This window comes from Proteus sp. G2618, assembly GCF_009915995.1.
Lineage (GTDB): Bacteria > Pseudomonadota > Gammaproteobacteria > Enterobacterales > Enterobacteriaceae > Proteus > Proteus terrae.
The window spans coordinates 81,290-98,435 of sequence record NZ_JAABNI010000016.1 but is presented as its reverse complement, the minus strand read 5'-3'; the positions used below and the strand labels follow the sequence as shown (position 1 = coordinate 98,435).

Annotated in this window: 14 protein-coding genes and 2 tRNA genes; 3 read left to right on the top strand and 13 right to left on the bottom strand. The window is 38.3% G+C overall.

The window, feature by feature from the left end:
* Positions 1-23: 23 nt before the first annotated feature.
* From GWJ01_RS08790 to GWJ01_RS08760, 7 genes are all read right to left on the bottom strand, one after another.
* Complete coding sequence (locus GWJ01_RS08790; RefSeq protein WP_075672698.1) at positions 24-1,325, bottom strand: NupC/NupG family nucleoside CNT transporter; 1,302 nt, start codon at positions 1,323-1,325, stop codon at positions 24-26.
* A 251-nt stretch (positions 1,326-1,576) separates the two neighbouring features.
* Complete coding sequence (locus tag GWJ01_RS08785; protein WP_109402082.1) at positions 1,577-2,359, bottom strand: TatD family hydrolase; 783 nt, start codon at positions 2,357-2,359, stop codon at positions 1,577-1,579.
* Positions 2,352-3,416 carry a patatin-like phospholipase family protein gene (locus tag GWJ01_RS08780; protein ID WP_109402083.1) on the bottom strand — a complete coding sequence of 355 codons (1,065 nt, stop codon included), beginning with the start codon at positions 3,414-3,416 and terminating at the stop codon, positions 2,352-2,354. Before GWJ01_RS08780 ends, GWJ01_RS08785 begins: the two co-directional genes overlap by 8 nt.
* A 117-nt stretch (positions 3,417-3,533) precedes the next feature.
* Positions 3,534-3,878 (bottom strand): BON domain-containing protein, encoded by a 345-nt coding sequence (locus GWJ01_RS08775; protein ID WP_109394178.1) that lies wholly within the window; start codon positions 3,876-3,878, stop codon positions 3,534-3,536.
* An 836-nt stretch (positions 3,879-4,714) separates the two neighbouring features.
* Positions 4,715-6,304, bottom strand: a complete 1,590-nt coding sequence (gene prfC, locus GWJ01_RS08770; protein WP_109394179.1) for a peptide chain release factor 3 — start codon at positions 6,302-6,304, stop codon at positions 4,715-4,717.
* Between the two features lie 681 nt (positions 6,305-6,985).
* Positions 6,986-7,432, bottom strand: a complete 447-nt coding sequence (gene rimI / locus GWJ01_RS08765; RefSeq protein WP_023582914.1) for a ribosomal protein S18-alanine N-acetyltransferase — start codon at positions 7,430-7,432, stop codon at positions 6,986-6,988.
* Positions 7,401-7,811 carry a DNA polymerase III subunit psi gene (locus GWJ01_RS08760; RefSeq protein ID WP_109394180.1) on the bottom strand — a complete coding sequence of 137 codons (411 nt, stop codon included), beginning with the start codon at positions 7,809-7,811 and terminating at the stop codon, positions 7,401-7,403. Before GWJ01_RS08760 ends, rimI begins: the two co-directional genes overlap by 32 nt.
* A gap of 129 nt (positions 7,812-7,940) precedes the next feature.
* Here GWJ01_RS08760 and rsmC point away from each other — a divergent pair, with 129 nt between their 5' ends.
* From rsmC to GWJ01_RS08745, 3 genes are all read left to right on the top strand, one after another.
* Positions 7,941-8,957: a 16S rRNA (guanine(1207)-N(2))-methyltransferase RsmC gene (gene rsmC, locus GWJ01_RS08755; RefSeq protein ID WP_075672705.1), complete on the top strand. Its 1,017-nt coding sequence runs from the start codon at positions 7,941-7,943 to the stop codon at positions 8,955-8,957.
* Positions 8,958-9,110: 153 nt separating this feature from the next.
* A tRNA-Leu gene (locus GWJ01_RS08750) sits at positions 9,111-9,197 on the top strand.
* 39 nt (positions 9,198-9,236) lie between these two features.
* Positions 9,237-9,323 (top strand) — tRNA-Leu (locus GWJ01_RS08745).
* Positions 9,324-9,381: 58 nt separating this feature from the next.
* On the opposite strand, the gene GWJ01_RS08740 is transcribed toward GWJ01_RS08745, so the two are convergent.
* The 6 genes from GWJ01_RS08740 to GWJ01_RS08715 form a co-directional block, all read right to left on the bottom strand.
* On the bottom strand, positions 9,382-9,645 hold the full coding sequence (locus GWJ01_RS08740; protein WP_109394181.1) for a DUF1435 family protein: 264 nt from the start codon (positions 9,643-9,645) through the stop codon (positions 9,382-9,384).
* 203 nt (positions 9,646-9,848) lie between these two features.
* A complete protein-coding gene (locus GWJ01_RS08735; RefSeq protein ID WP_109394182.1) occupies positions 9,849-10,397 on the bottom strand; it encodes a GNAT family N-acetyltransferase in 549 nt (182 codons plus the stop codon).
* Entirely contained in the window at positions 10,397-12,031 is a 1,635-nt protein-coding gene (locus GWJ01_RS08730) for a Na/Pi cotransporter family protein (RefSeq protein ID WP_109394183.1), read from the bottom strand. The genes GWJ01_RS08735 and GWJ01_RS08730 overlap by 1 nt, the downstream gene beginning before the upstream one ends.
* Before the next feature lie 421 nt (positions 12,032-12,452).
* Complete coding sequence (gene phoA, locus GWJ01_RS08725) at positions 12,453-13,892, bottom strand: alkaline phosphatase (RefSeq protein WP_161710980.1); 1,440 nt, start codon at positions 13,890-13,892, stop codon at positions 12,453-12,455.
* 211 nt (positions 13,893-14,103) lie between these two features.
* Entirely contained in the window at positions 14,104-15,636 is a 1,533-nt protein-coding gene (locus GWJ01_RS08720; RefSeq protein ID WP_237585710.1) for an alpha/beta hydrolase-fold protein, read from the bottom strand.
* Between the two features lie 264 nt (positions 15,637-15,900).
* The gene (locus GWJ01_RS08715; RefSeq protein WP_109394186.1) at positions 15,901-17,040 is read right to left on the bottom strand and encodes a YdcF family protein; all 1,140 of its coding nucleotides are present in this window, start codon (positions 17,038-17,040) and stop codon (positions 15,901-15,903) included.
* Positions 17,041-17,146 lie beyond the last annotated feature (106 nt).

The following is a 17,146-nucleotide window of genomic DNA, read 5'->3' as shown; positions in this document are numbered from 1 at the left end:
CTGCTCTTCACACTAAAAATCAATTAAGCAGCAACAACAGCCATTGCCGTTAATGCAAAGAAGAATCCTGCAATCGTTGCACTCATTAAGTTAGAAAGTGTACCAGCTAGCACAGCTTTCATTCCTAAACGAGCCACATCTTTACGACGGTTTGGCGCCATTCCACCTAAACCACCTAGCAGTACAGCAACAGAAGAGAGGTTAGCAAAACCACATAATGCAAAGGAGATGATTATCTTCGTTTGCTCTGATAGCACCATAAGTCCAGAACCTGCAACTAATGCATCTTCTTGTAGATATTTACTAAACTCAGAGTAAGCATAGAACTCATTAATAACAATTTTTTGTCCAATAAATGAGCCTGCAATAGTTGCTTCACTCCAAGGTACCCCGATAAGGAAAGCAATTGGTGCGAAGATCCAACCTAACACTAATTCTAATGAGAAATTCTCATAACCAAACCAGCCACCAATACCGCCAAGAATACCATTAACTAATGCAATCAATGCAACGAAAGCAAGTAACATGGCACCGACGTTCAGAGCAAGCTGTAAGCCTGAAGAGGCACCCGCAGCGGCAGCATCAATAATATTGGCAGGTTTCTCATCATCTGCCATTTTATCAAGTGCATCTTTTTGATCATCAGGTGTTTCTGTTTCAGGGATCAATAATTTAGCAAAGAGTAAACCACCAGGAGCGGCCATAAAGGATGCCGTGATCAAATACTCTAACGGTACGCCCATGCTGGCGTATCCAGCAAGCACAGAACCTGCAACAGAGGCTAAACCACCACACATAACAGCAAAGAGCTCTGAGGTTGTCATTCTTGCAATATAAGGGCGAACAACCAGCGGGGCTTCTGTTTGCCCAACAAAGATATTAGCTGTTGCAGACATCGATTCTGTTCGTGATGTGCCTAATACTTTCTGTAAGCCACCACCAAGAATTTTAATCACAATTTGCATGATACCGAGGTAATACAGCACAGCAATTAGTGAAGAGAAGAATACGATAACAGGCAGCACGCGTAGGGCAAAAACGAAACCACCACCACCAAATAACTCAAACATTTTGTCTGATACTAGGCCGGCAAACAGAAAACTCATTCCATTTTCACCGTAATCAATGACATTTTTAACACCATCAGAAATAGCCATTAATACTTTACGACCACCATCTGAATAAAGTACAAATGCGCCTAAGCCAATCTGAATAAGGAATGCGCCACCAACTGTACGTAATCTAATTGCACGTCGATTGCTGGAAAACAGAATGGCTATCAATATTAATGTTGCCATTCCGACCAAGCTCATAATGAGTTGCATTGAAGGATCCCTGTTCACATAAAAATTTAATGGATTATCAATAACGCTCTAACCAGAGCTTATTGACTCTTTTTGCCGGATAATTATACCTAGTCTAAGAAAAGAACCCTCAATACCCATCACAAATAGAGTCTGAAAAAAGTAACACAAAAGTCATAAATGAGAAGTAGATCACACAAAAAAGAAAATGCATTTGTTGAACAGGCTAGGGAGTTTTTAACCTTTAGATAAACCGCATTTTCATTCAAGCGCTAGGTAATATTGTTGAGCCCAAATAATTGTAGGCTATTGAGATAGAGTTGCTCTGCGATCGCCTCTGGTGATCCTTGACGCAGCTCACAGAGTTGGGAAAAAACGTTCTGAATACGTTCTGGGCGATTAGGTTTACCTTGAAAACCACTTACAGGCATATCAGGAGCATCTGTTTCTAATAACAGATATTCTAGTGGTAACGAGGCAATTGCACGGCGAGTTTTTTGTGCTCGCTCATAAGTAATGGTTCCACCAACACCAATAAAATAGCCTTGCTGAATAAACTTTTCTGCCTGTTGCAGACTTCCTGCAAAACCATGAATAACCCCTTTGCGAGGCACATCATAACGGCGTAAAAGTGCACTTAGCTTATCGTGGGTTTTACGTGAATGTAGGATCACAGGCAAATCAAATTTAATCGCTAATTTAAGCTGTGCAATTAAAAATGCCTCTTGCTTCTCTGACTGGGGATTTTCCATATAATCATCAAGCCCAATTTCGCCGATAGCAACACAACGAGAAGCCGTTTTTAATTTTTGTTCCAATTCCAAAAGATGCTGTTCAGTATGCTCATTGATATATAAAGGGTGTAATCCCAATGCACAATATAATTGATGGTGATGGTTAGCGAGCTCTGCAACAACATCTAAATTCCAACGTGCAACGGCGGGAATAATGATTTTTTCAACATGAGCCTGACGCGCTAGTGACAAACTGTTAGCAATATCATCATAAAAAACCGGAAAATCAAAATGGCAGTGTGTATCAATAAATTTATTCATTCTGAATCTGCCTCACATCAGGGTGTACGCTGCGAGTTCCTTGTTGAATTATAGAGGCATTCTCTGCTTTATCAGCCTTCGCTTCTTGTTCAAACAAACTAAAGACTTTTTTATCGTGTTGTTTGAATTTTTTCTTAGAAAAGTGCTGACCAATTGTTGCCAGAAAATAGCGCCCACAACGTCTGCCCACATGATAATCATGATTTAGTGCACTTAAACGACTTCCTAACGCGCTAGATTGCAATGTCGTTGGTGGATATATTTCAATAACCACAACATCTTCTGGGGGAGATTGGATAAATTTAATTGTCTCGGTATAGGTTTCGATATGCACTTGAGCCATCTCCATAAAGCGCTGTAAACGGCTATTTTCAAACCATTTTCCCATACGCTCAACCCATTCTGTTGTGTATTGATATTCAGAAGGAACAGTACGAACAACGACGATAGTACGGCAGCCACGTCGATAAGCTTCTCTCACAGGAATAGCATCACTAATGCCACCATCATGATAAACAACATCATGAAATAAGACACCATTACGATAAAAAGCAGGAATAGCACTGGATGCTTTGATTATCTCAAGCCAAGTCGGTTCATCGGGTTGAAAATAATTTGCCTGAAAATTATCGGAACGACTTGCCACCATATAAAATTCGCGCCCCGTATCAAAACGACGTAGCGCTGTTGGCATGTCAAGAGGCATTTCTTTGGCTGTTGTGTCTATATACCAATCAAGATCCAGTAAATTACCGCCTCGGACAAAGCGAAGAGGATTAAAAAATTGATTATTAGTTGTATAGCGATTAATAATTTTACGTGCATATCCACGCTGACCACAGGCAAAAGCAGATAAATTTTGCGCCCCTGCAGACACCCCAAGTAAAATATCAAAGGGATCAAATTGTGATCGCATAAATTCATCAAGGACACCCGCAGTAAAGATCCCGCGTTGACCTCCGCCTTCACAAACTAAAGCGACTTTGCCTTGTGGTAATGAGGATTGAAATTCGAGTGCCGTAATATTATTTAATGTGACAGGTATATACTTCCCCATAATGTCTCCTTTATACAACTTATCAAAGGATACCCGCACATTTTTTTGACGTCACTATTTTTACGTATTCGTACAAATAAATTAGACAATATCTTACGATACAAAAGAAAATCATCTTTATGATTTGATATTTACATCTGAGTCTACGCTTTTAACACCTTCAATTTTTTCAATAATTTGTAAGATTTTTTCTTCTTGCGCTTTACTATCAACAAAACCTGAAAGAAAAACATGTCCAAACTCAGTACGAATAGAAATATTTTCACTATCAATATCTTGCATTGGTAATAACGTATCTTTAATTTTATTCGAGATAGAAGTATCACTTAAATAATACCCCGTGTTATTCCCACTGTTATTGATTTCGCTATACCACGATGTTTCAGCTGATGCACCCATACTGACAAAAGCCAAGCCCATTGACATTACTAACGCTAGTTTCAGCGTTTTATATTGTTTCATTGCTCTCCCCCTAATCACAATAACGGCGATAGGAAATATGTGTATTTTAATATCTGTATTTTTATGAAGTACTACAAAATTTTAACAATCCAAGCTATTACACTAATAAGCTATTTGAGTTAAATAAAGTAAAAAATAACAAACAAAGACTAATCCTAATAATTTTATTCTAATAATAACCAATAAAACTATAATAAATTTTACATATATTTATAAATAAGTATAAAAACGAGCATAATATTAACAGAAAAAAAAGAGAGTAATTCCAAATGAAGAAGGGCTTTTTGGCAGGATATTAGTGATATACAAAGTAAATTTAACAAAGAAAAACGAAGAAACAAAAAAGGCTATATTAAAAATATATAGCCTTTTCATTAAGTTAAATACTCTAAGTAATTCAAGCTACAACTGTAAGTATGCCAACACTCTTACTCTAAAAGCTACACCTTGAAGCAGAAGAGTAGATACTCTAAATAATTCAAGATGTAGCTAGGCGACAAGCAAATGAGTCGCTAGGAGCATACATAAGTATGTGACTAGTACGAATGAACGCCGTCAACAACGCTACACCTTGAAGCAGAAGAGTAGATGCTCTAAATAATTCAAGATGTAGCTAGGCGACAAGCAAATGAGTCGCTAGGAGCATACATAAGTATGTGACTAGTGCGAATGAACGCCGTCAACAACGCTACACCTTGAAGCAGAAGAGTAGATACTCTAAATAATTCAAGATGTAGCTAGGCGACAAGTGAATAAGTCGCTAGGAGCATACATAAGTATGTGACTAGTGCGAATGAACGCCGTCAACAACGCTACACCTTGAAGTATGACGAGTATCAGTGTTCACGCGTCTGATGAAACTCAACATCAGGATAACGCTCACGCGTTAAATTCAAGTTGACCATTGTTGGTGCGATATAAGTTAAGTTATCGCCGCCATCAAGTGCCAAGTTTTGTTCATTTTTACGTTTAAACTCTTCGAGTTTTTTCTCGTTATTACACTCAACCCAGCGAGCTGTTGAAACGTTAACGGATTCATAAATCGCTTCAACGTTATATTCACTCTTAAGTCTTGCAACAACCACATCAAACTGAAGTACACCCACTGCCCCTACGATTAAATCGTTATTTGCCAGTGGTCTAAAGACCTGTACAGCACCTTCTTCTGATAACTGTACTAATCCTTTAAGTAACTGTTTCTGTTTCAACGGATCACGTAAACGAATACGACGGAATAGCTCAGGCGCAAAGTTTGGAATACCAGTAAATTTCAGAATTTCACCTTGAGTAAAGGTATCACCAATTTGGATTGTTCCGTGATTATGAAGACCGATAATATCCCCTGGATAAGCATGTTCAACGTGAGAACGGTCGCCAGCCATAAAGGTTAATGCATCAGAAATTACCACATCTTTTTTGATTCGAACTTGGTGTAACTTCATGCCTTTATCATACATACCAGATACAACACGTAAGAATGCAACACGGTCGCGGTGTTTAGGATCCATATTGGCTTGGATCTTAAAGACGAAACCTGTGAACGTTTCTTCAGAAGCGGTAACTTCACGCATATCTGTTTGACGAGGCATTGGTGCAGGTGCCCATTTTACAAGGCCATCAAGCATATGGTTAACACCAAAGTTACCTAATGCCGTACCAAAGAACACTGGAGTTAATTCGCCAGCTAAGAATGCTTCATGATCAAATTCATGAGATGCACCTAATACTAACTCTAATTCATCACGTAATTGGCTTGCTAAATCATCACCAATCGCTTCATCAAGCTCTGGGTTATCTAACCCTTTAATGACGCGAGAATCCTGAATAGTATGACCTTGGCCTGTTTGATAAAGATAAGTTTCATCTTTAAGAATGTGATAAACCCCTTTAAAGAGTTTTCCGCAACCAATAGGCCAAGTCACAGGGCTACACGCAATTTTTAATTCTGTTTCAACTTCGTCCATGAGTTCCATTGGATCACGAATATCACGGTCGAGTTTATTCATAAAAGTCAGAATTGGTGTATCACGTAGACGCGTTACTTCCATTAACTTACGAGTACGATCTTCAACCCCTTTAGAGGAGTCAATTACCATTAAACAGCAGTCAACTGCGGTTAAAGTACGATAAGTATCTTCAGAGAAGTCTTCGTGCCCTGGGGTATCTAATAAGTTAACTAAGCAATCTGCATAAGGGAACTGCATGACTGAGGTTGTAATAGAAATACCACGTTGTTTTTCCATTTCCATCCAGTCAGATTTTGCATGCTGATTTGAACCACGGCCTTTTACGGTTCCTGCACGTTGAATTGCTTGTCCGAATAACAACACTTTTTCAGTGATGGTTGTTTTACCCGCATCGGGGTGGGAAATAATGGCAAAAGTTCTACGACGAGCAACTTCTTGCTGAAAAATAGGATTAGACATCAATGGTGATCTTCTGGTTGATAGACGAGAGAATGTAAGGCACTGATATATTGCTATAAGTAATAATTAAAGTGACTATAAAGACATTCAACCCGTAAGTTAATCTTAATTGGCGCTTATTTTCGCCTATCTTGTCTGTATAAACAATCAATGGTTACTATTTTATCTGCTTGAGGGAGTGATGCCTAGTGTTTGAAAAAATTAATCGTGCCCATTGCTTTATAAAAGTAATAAGAGTAACGCTGTTTTCATTGATACTCTCAAAATACTCATTTTACTAAAAATTTTACAAACTGACTTTATGAGTTACTAATAAAGCCCCGAATTAGCCTATTTATTTTCGGTTAAATTCGAGATTGAATATAAGTTCCTAAATAAACACACCGTCATTTAGATTTAATTTTGTCTATATTTAGAGACTAATCACTTTATTTAAAACAAAAATAAATACTCAATTTACTTATTTTAAATAACATTCACCTTTTTAACACTGTTATAATCACCTAACGTTTTAAAATTAAACAATGACAAAAGTGAAATTAACTTGATAAATTTACATTAAGTACAAATAAAGATAAATTTTAAATACAATTAATAAAAAATAAAATCTTCATACTTCAAATAAAATAAAAAAAACGCCTAATAGAAGGCGTTTTAAATTTAACTTAAATAAAGATTTAATTAGAAAGAAATAGGATAAGCCATGATAATCGCATCTTCATTCCCTGTCTTTGTTGGGTAATAGTTTTTGCGTTTTGAAACGAAATTAAATCCTATAGATTCATAGAGATTGAACGCTTTTTCATTAGATTCCCTCACCTCTAACCACAGGGTGGTGATATTTTTTTTCTCAAGCGTTTCAATCAGTTCTAATAAAAGTGCTTTGCCGTAACCTTTCCCCTGATAATCAGGATGGATTGCAATATTAAAAAGTGTTGCCTCATCTAATATTAATTGCGTAATTGCAAAACCTACAATAATATTATCAATGCAAATTTTCAGATTAAAATAATGACTTCCTTGGTTACTATAAAATGTTTCTTCACTCCAAGGGAATGAATGACTTAATTTTTCAATTTGCCATGCTAAAGGTAAATCAGCAGGGTTTAAGAGTGAAATGGTCTTCATATTGATAGATTTGTTTCCAAAGATCGCGTTTTGCATCAGCATCAAAATATAACTGATGTAATGAAGGGCTTCTCAGAGAAGTATATTCAGAGGGAAGTATGAGATCAGTGCCTAATAACCAGCAGGGAAGATCAAATGATTCTGTGAGCATGCTCACATCATCTGTTGTAATACAATAGATTTCGTCTTTGTCTATCCCCATGGCGCTAAAAATATCAGAGAAAAGCCCGTTATTTAGATCAACGGTATCATCAGTAATGATAAGTAAACGTGTTGTATCCGGAAATTGAACAGAATGCTCGCCTTTTAACACAGCAGGCTTATGAAGTACCCACTGACGAATTCCAAGTTGGGATAACATTCTGTCTTTACGGCTCATTATGCTTACCTATCAAGTGTAGAACAACGGTACATAGTATCAGAGGGCATAAACTACGCCAATAAATAGCGTCGGTTTCTTTATATCTGATATCATGCGTCTCAAGTTTTTTAAGGAGTAATAATCATAATGTCCTCACTGTCCCCTGCTAGCGAAGTTATTCTTCGTCACCTAGATCATTTCGCAGACAGGCATGTACTTATTGCAGGTGATCTTCAAGATACTTTCGCAGCACAGATTCAGGCGAAAAGTGTCAGAGCATATACCAACCAATATCACCAGTGGCTACCATTACTAAAATCAATGGGTGATAACGCACTCTTTGGTTTAGTTGCAGATCAGTCCTTTGTGAAATATTGCAATACCTTGATCTACTTTTGGCCTAAAAATAAAAACGAAGCCACTTTCCAACTGCGTAGCCTTTGCTCTAACTTACAAGTGGGTACTGAAATCTTTATCGTCGGTGAGAACCGTAGCGGTGTTAAAAGTGCCACTGAATTAATGAACGGTATCGCTAAACTTAAAAAAATAGATTCAGCACGCCGTTGTAGCTTATTTTTTGGTACTCAAACATATCAAACACTGTTTGACCGTAATAACTGGTGGCAAACTTATCGCCATGATGATCTTACTGTAATGGCATTACCGGGTGTCTTTAGCCAAAACGCATTAGATGAAGGTAGTCGTTTATTACTTTCAACTTTTGATGATGCAATGGTTGGCGATTTACTGGATATGGCATGTGGTTGTGGTGTACTTGCCACTGTACTCGGTAAGAAAAACCCAATGTTGAAACTGACACTGTGTGATGTGAATGCTGCGGCAATTTCTTCTAGTATCGCCACCTTAAACGTGAATGAATTAGAAGGTCGAGTGATTGCAAGTAATGTCTATTCAGCGGTTGAAGAAACTTATGATTGGATAATCTCAAACCCGCCTTTCCATGATGGTTTAGGCACAAGCTATACCGCAGCTGAAGATATTATTCGTCTTGCTCCAAATTATCTGAAAAGAGGCGGTAAATTACGTATTGTGGCGAATTCGTTTATCCCTTATCCAGATATTTTGGATCATGTATTTGGCTCTCACGAAGTACTTGCATCAACAGGTAAATTCAAAGTTTACCAAGCAACCAAGAAAGACTAATAACAAGCCCTGTTATCTAAAACAGGGCTTTATTTTTGGGGCTAATTTTAAGTGATAATTCAAGGTATTTTATTTTCATCACAAAGATAATTTATTGATAAAAAATAATTGACGCCAAAAATAAAAGGCATAAAATTCGCTTCCGGTCTGAATGCGAGAGTGGCGGAATTGGTAGACGCGCTAGCTTCAGGTGTTAGTGTCCTTACGGACGTGGGGGTTCAAGTCCCCCCTTTCGCACCAAACAGACAATGTCCAGAGTAAAATTCATTGAGTAAGACTGCGAGGATGGCGGAATTGGTAGACGCGCTAGCTTCAGGTGTTAGTGTTCTTACGGACGTGGGGGTTCAAGTCCCCCTCTTCGCACCACTCAATAACCCTTTTTTCTCCTTGTGATCCCCCCCTCCAATCACACACCGAATATTCTCTATCCATAATATGCGACTAAAAGTGTCATCAAACTGTAGGTTAATACAACACCTGCGGGGATCATCACCCACATCTGTAATTTTTTATGGAACAGCATCAAGGTGGATAACAGCATTGAAACCACTAAAATCAGCGTAAAGGCAGATGTTCCTGCAATAGAATGTGTGACCACTGTTAGCAAGGAAGAAACAGCCAACATTTCCCATAAACTAATGCGAGATGTCCAAGATGTCACTGGAGATATACGTGTTGGTTTAGCCATAATAACCCACCATTAATGATAATGATTTTCATTATTATATATAACACTTATACTAAATCAACTTATATAAAGAAAAAAACTTATTTTATATCCTTATTTTTTAAAGGGTTATGTGTATTTTTAGTATAATAAATAAAAAACGCCTTACCATTTTCACGATAAGACGTTCAATTTTATTATGTTGTAGTGGTCAATAAACGAAACTAAGCGTTATTTAGATTGATAAAATGAAAGACTAAATGAATATCTTCAGGCTCTCTTTCATAAAGTTCAGGATCAGGAGTATCGACTAATCGACATCCTAAATGCTGATAAAAATTCACGCTATTTTCAGAAGGTGTTGATGAGATATATAATCCACCAGCCCCTCTTTTCTTCGCATATTCCACACAATAATCAAATAATATTCGAGCTAAACCTTGCCCACGTAGCTGGTGGCTAACATGTAAAAAAGAGAGTTGAAGTAAAGTACCATTTTGACCACGTTTTTGCGGATCAACACTCGCAGCTGCAACCAATTGACCTCGTTTAAAAACGCCCCAGAAAGGCGCTCCTCGGTCAAAACTTTCGAGTAAAACAGGGGTGTAATGCTCTGCCTCACCTTCTGGCCAACCTTTCATATCAAAGCGTTGTTCTGATAAATGCAACGTTCCTTCTTTTAATACATATAGCTTTTCAATAAGCTCAGTTCTATCAATTTCCCACACTTGTGGAATTTCATTTCTAGTTAATTGACGAATATTGTTTTTCATTATAAAAGATTAACCTGTTCTGATGATGATTCACTTCGTTCTAATGCGTGGTAAGCCACTGCACAGAATAAGGAATTCAACCGTTTCATATCACCGAGCAAACTGGTATGCAGAGAACTGGTTTCAATACTTTGCATATTATGCAAATGAAGACGTTCTACATGAGCAAACGAGTAGCGCTGGTTGAGTAAACGGAAACGATGTTTTGCTCGACGTAATTTACGAGCATGTTCCATGTTGCCGGAAACAAATACCGACATCGCCAGATTCAGATTACTTTGCAGACGCTCAAGGAGTGTCTGTAATTCACGACGTCCTTCCTCCGATAAAAATAAGTGATGATTTAAACCTTTACTCACCACTTCAGCCGACATACGCGCAATGATAGCGGATGATTGTTGTAAATTCATCGCTGTATCAATAATTTCAGCCCAACGTCGAGAATCTTCAGTTCCTAGATCATGCTGTTGAATTTGTGCCATATACAATTTAATGCTGCTGTGGAGTAATTCAACCTCTTCCTCTAACTGGATAATTTCCCTTTTCTGCTGACGATCACCTTCCATTAATGCAGTAAAACGTTGCAACATTTGTTCGACAACATCACCTAATCGTAGTGATTCTCTAACCGCATTAGCGATAGCTAAAGAAGGCGTATCAATAGCAGATTGATCCAAATAACGAGGTGCAACCTCAGATCCTGTAGCAGGCAATTCGGGGATCAGTCTCTGACATAATTTTGCCATTATGCCGACAAAAGGGATCATCATTACACAGCGTGCAAGATTATAAATAACATGAAAATAGATAACGATTTCAGCCGGTGAAAATCCATATTGCTGAATTTTATTTGCAATGATTGTTATCCAAGGTAAAACCAATAGCGCACCAATCAATTTAAAAAATAGACTTCCTAGTACTACTTGGCGTGAAACAACACTTTGCCCTCGGCTACTCATTAACGCCAACAAACCACTACCAATATTAGAACCAATCACAATACATAAACTGATGTATAAAGGCATTAGCCCAGTTGCACTTAATGTTGCTGTTAATAACACAGCAGCCAGGCTTGAATAACTCACCATAGCAAATAAAGCACCCACTAAGAGAGCTAAAACAGTGTCTCCACTTAATGATGTGAAGATAGCTTGTACCGCACTGGCATGGGTAATTGGCTCTGCGGAAGTGACTATCAGTTGTAAGGCCAAAATAATTAAACCAAGACCAATTCCTACACGCCCTAATTGCCCGACACGCTCTTTTTTACGACTTAGAAAAGTGATCACCCCGACAAGAATAAGTAGTGGAGATAACCAAGAGAGATCAAAGGTTAGCACTCGCGCCATAAGTGCAGTACCCACATCTGCACCTAACATAATAACCAGTGCCGGTGTAATCGAAATCAGCCCTTGCGTCACAAAAGAGATAACCAAAAGTGCCGTCGCATTACTACTTTGGACTAATGCCGTTACCCCCACACCCGCAAGGAAGGCGTTGGATTTTTTATTAATACTTTTACCTAAAACTCGGCGTAAATCAGAACCAAAGACACGCATAATGCCTGTACGAACAATATGTGTTCCCCAGACAAGAAGCGCGACTGATGAGAGTAAATGAAGCAGTGTCAGCATAGAAAGAATAACCTTATTTTTATCGTTGTTTGTTTGACTCTGTTCTCCTTCAATCTCATAAAAAAGAGAAAGACCACGAGCAGATAATCTATCTGAGAAAAGATTTTTACGGGTAATGCCTTAATAACGTGAAGCGTTATTAGACAAAAAGATATTGCAACTTAAGTACAATAATCAATGGAGAAGTTGAGAATATTACATAGATTAATTTGTAAATTCTGTTAATTATAGCAGAGAATGTGTAACTTTCAAAATCAGCCTGTAAATAACCTATTGATTTATTATCATTTTATTTTAAATGGACTAAATTATTAATAAAAAAACGCGACCAGAGGGTATCTCTCTAAGTCGCGCGAAAATACAACAATTTAGTAAGGCAATTCGACTACAAGTTCAGACAGACTATAAATTCAGCTTAAATTTATTTCAGACCCATTGCATCACGCATCGTGAAGAACAAGTCTGTTTGGTCAGTTAACCCAACCACATTGGCAGCGTGTGGACCATAAGCAGCAACACGTAACTGAGCTCCAGTATGTTCTTGGGATCCTTCTTCTGAGTTACCGTAATTCACCACCATTACAGCACCATCTTTAGTGATAAGCGCTTGTGTTAATCCACTTGATTTCACATCCGCTTCAATAATTTGGCTTGAATGGGCATGGTCTGCAGTCACGATAATCAGCGTATCACCGTTTTGCTTAGCGAAATCTAAACCGATTTGTACGGCTTCATCTAGCGCAACAGTTTCACCGATTTGTCCGCAAGGATTAGCATTATGATCTTGCTTATCAATAGAGGCACTTTCGACCTGTAAGAAGAAACCATTTTCATTGGTCTTCAGTAAGTCGATCGCTTTTTTGGTCATTTGTGCCAGTGTTGGCGCATTTGGATCAAGTTTAGAGTTAGGTTTGCACTCTAATGGTGGATTGTTCAAATTACCATGATATGTCGCTTTAGGACCTTCCCACGCAACAGCCATATTGCCCTCGTGGAACAAACCTAATACAGGTTTATCTTGGTTTGCCAGCGTAATCGCATCCAGTGATTTTGCATCCTTCACGATTTGATAACCACGCTCAATAGCTTGTTGCTCTAACGTTTTACCTTTGTATTCTCCCGCAGCCGCAGTTTGAGCAAAACTTTTCGCTCCGCCCCCTAATGTAACGTCTGCACGAGTCACTAATAATTGCTCAGAGATAGAACCTTTACCGCCATTTTCTAATGCATTAGTTGAGCACTTTTCTAAGGTTTCAACTGGACCATAGCATTTACGTCCAGTGACATGAGAAAATAGTGCGGCAGGTGTCGCATCTTGAATTTCAGATGTAGTCACGTTCCCCGTTGCCTTTCCGTTGGCTTTTGCTAATTCCAAAATGGTTTGGTGATCCTTACCAAATACATCAATCCCTAATGCACCATTATAGGTTTTCACACCAGAAGCCCATGCCGTTGCTGAGGCTGCCGAATCGGTTACATAGTTAGGTTTTTGTGTTTTTCTATCTAATGAATAGTGTGTGTATTGACCCGTTATCGGTAACGCATCAATACCTTTAAAAAAGCCACCCGCACCTTCAGCGTAGTTACGTGCAACAGTGATTTCAGAATCCCCCATACCATCACCAATAAAGAGGATCACATTTTTTGCTTGGTTATTATTTAAAGCTGCTTTTAATGCTTCAGTTTGATCTTGAGTCATACGGCGAGCGCCGCCAAATTCCGTGATATTACCTTTTGCTGCGCGATCTTGTGCCAAAATTGCATCAGCAGCAATGGGAGCAGCAAAAGAAGAGAAACTCGCACCAGCTAATAGCGTTGTTACAATAACGGATAAAATAGAACGTTGGTAACGATGAGACATAGCTTTTTCCTTGCACTCTAAAATAAAAAAAACAGGATTAATGTTTTAAGTCAGGAAAAGCTTACGGCAGTTAAATGACAGAGAAATGAAGAGTAAAAGCGATTTCGATGACAGCTTTATGACAAGTTGATGACAAACAAAAAGCTTATACCGCGAATGCGTATATAAGCTTCTGTTGTATTAAAGCATATTGTTAAGGCGAGATCTTAAACTAGTCATTCTCTTGGGTTAATGCTTTTGCGCCCAAATACAGGGTTTCACACCAAGAAATATAATCATGCCCACTGGCCATTTCGAGTGATTTAACAGGATAGCCTTTTTGCTCTAAAACCTGCTTAAGATGGCGATTATTATTTAAAATCCCCCCTTTATCACCACGACTTTCAAATAGCCCTGCTTCTAAGAAAAACTGCAATGGCTTTTTATCTGCTTGCTCAAATTGTCTAATAAGCCATTCAGGCTCTTCATTTTCAGGTGCCCACCAATAAGAACCGGACATACTCAGCACTTTACCAAAACGATTAGGGCGATTAAATGCGACCCATGAAGACGCTAATCCGCCATAACTTGACCCTGATACCATCGTTTCCTCTCCAGATACGTGAATACCCTTCTCTTTTTCTAGCCAAACAAATAGTTCATCTGCTAAGAAACGGTAAAAATCAGGGTTTGGCGGTAATTCAACACTACGGCGATCGCTATCAATGCTATCAACAAATAAGATCATCATAGGTGCCAATTTACCTTCCTCGATCTGTTTATCAAAAAACCGATCAATACCATATTGGCGACGATAAATTTGTCCATCAAATAAGACCAAGATCCGTGGTATTTCCATTTTTTGGGCAGGTAGATAAAGTGCGATTTCACGATCATTATTTAAGATCTCACTGTGAAAACGAACAATCTCTGTCTTGCCTTTCATTGTTCTATCAAGAATATCGGGCAATTGGCATTCACGTTTACTGTCTAACGACAATAACGAAAAGTGATTATAGATATCCTCAGATTGACTTGGAGAATTTTGGGAATTAAACGGATCGGCTTGTGCTGTGGTTAAGATCGCGCGACGTTGCTCAAAGGGTTCTGCATTCTCAATAACAGGCACATCAGGGGCTAACTTATATTGCATTAATGTGTCGTTAGGCACGATATAACTACGATACCAAATATCGCTATTGGCTAAATGGGTTAACGGATCATGATTACCATCGGGTGATCCTAATAAATAAACATTCTTTTTTGCACCTTGCCATAAAAAAGTCACTCGCTTTTTATCATTATCATAAGGCTCAATCAGAGGAGTACCTTCTTGGCGTATTTGTTGCCAAAATGCCTGAATATTTTGTTGATCAAGTTGTTTGGCGAGTGTTTGTAAACGGGGACTTGTTGGTGCAATACCTGCATCTTTATCTACCGGTTGATAAGGCTGTGTTGTTAGCGTGAATTGCCACTGCTTTTTAGCTTCGCCTTGTGCAACCAATTGATAATTTGTCGTTTCAGGTAATAGAAAGCGTACTTTCTGTTGCCCATCAGCAGGAATATCCTTTAACAAGCTACGAATATGAGTGCCATCTTGTTTCTCTAACCGTAGGTTTTGTATCCCTTTTACGTTTAATTCAACATAACGTTGGCTTTCTAAATGAGCGGTAAAACACAACGTATTGTTGTTATCAAACTGACCTGTCATTTCTTTATTTTCAGTTACTGCTAAGCAACCAGCAAAACTGGGAAAAGAGGCCATCAATGCGCATATCATCAGAAGAATTCTCACTTTATTTCTCATTATTAACTATTGTGAGAATCAATAGTAATGATAATTGTTATCAATTCAATAAAAATTAAGCGTGTACAAATTTATAATAAATTTGACTCCTCAGGGAAAAATAATAAAAACCTCCTCAATCATTTTTGTTATTGGGGAGGTTTCCTTTTTTATATCTCCGCCCGTATTGGGCGAAGGTTTATGGCAGATTTTGCTAAGTTAATTAACGTTAAAATGCCCCCATTAACGCTCTTCTAATGGATAGCTACGGAAGCTCCATAATCCTAGCGCTTTTAAGCCATCACGATAGATACCTTGTATATCTGATTTACTTGCCTTTTGTAATTCAGCTAATGGCTTATCCGGTGCAACAACAGTTAGATAAGAAATATCACTTGGGCCACTTTGCCAGCTTGCAAGCGTGAAAATCGCATCAGCTCGACGAACATGACTACCAGAGCTAATAATAACGGCTGTTTTAATACGATGTTTGGTTAAGGCATAGCGGCTAAATAATGCATTTTCGACGGTTGTACGCGCATAGTTCTCTTGATGAATACGCTCTGGTGCAATACCATTTTTCACCAACCAATCCGCCATTAACTTTCCTTCTGTTTGATGTGCTTTAGGCACACCACCCGTCACGATAATCATGGCTTCAGGTAATTGTTTAGCGACTTCTAAGGTTTTATTTAGACGTTCAATTAAGATTTTATTCATTGTACCATCAGGATTCAATGCATAACCCAATGTCACAATCGCATTGTTATCTTTGGTTTTATTTAGTTTTGCCAAATCTGTTTGCGTTAATTTATCACTTAACGGCATTTTGCTGACACGATCTATCTCAGCAAAGAAACGTTTGAGCTCATCCGCTTTCGCCGGATTTAATGATTTTAATTTAGTGAAATAGGCTTCACTTTCTTTATCTTTACCTTCGAAACGTGTCCACGAAGTCACATAAATTAACGCATCAATATCATCAGGAGCGGCTTCTAAAATCTGTTTATAAATCGTAACTGCACGAGAAACATCATTGTTATAAATATAAGCACTCGCCGTACTAAACAGTAAATCTAAACGATAAGGTTCTAACTTATAAGCTTGTTGCAGTTTTTGCGCCACAATTTCCATATTTGATGGCAGCTTTCCCGTAAATCCAGCATCAGAAACACGTGCAGGTGACTTAAATGCCTCTAATGCATCTTGTATCAAACTATCAACCACCTGACGCTGAGAAACATATTGCTGATAGCTATTATCCGGTTGATGAACTTTTTGATAAGCCAATGCATTTGATGAGACAGTAAAACCTAAAGCAGCAATCGCTAACGAAATGACTGTTTTCTTGATATGAAGTGAAACACGGGAAGGTTGCGCCATTATCTTGTCCTTTTACGAAAAATAGTCTGCTTCTTCATCTGAGCGAATGAAGATAGAGAGTGTGACTCCTCACACCTAATGGCAAAAGAAATACACACCGATAAAT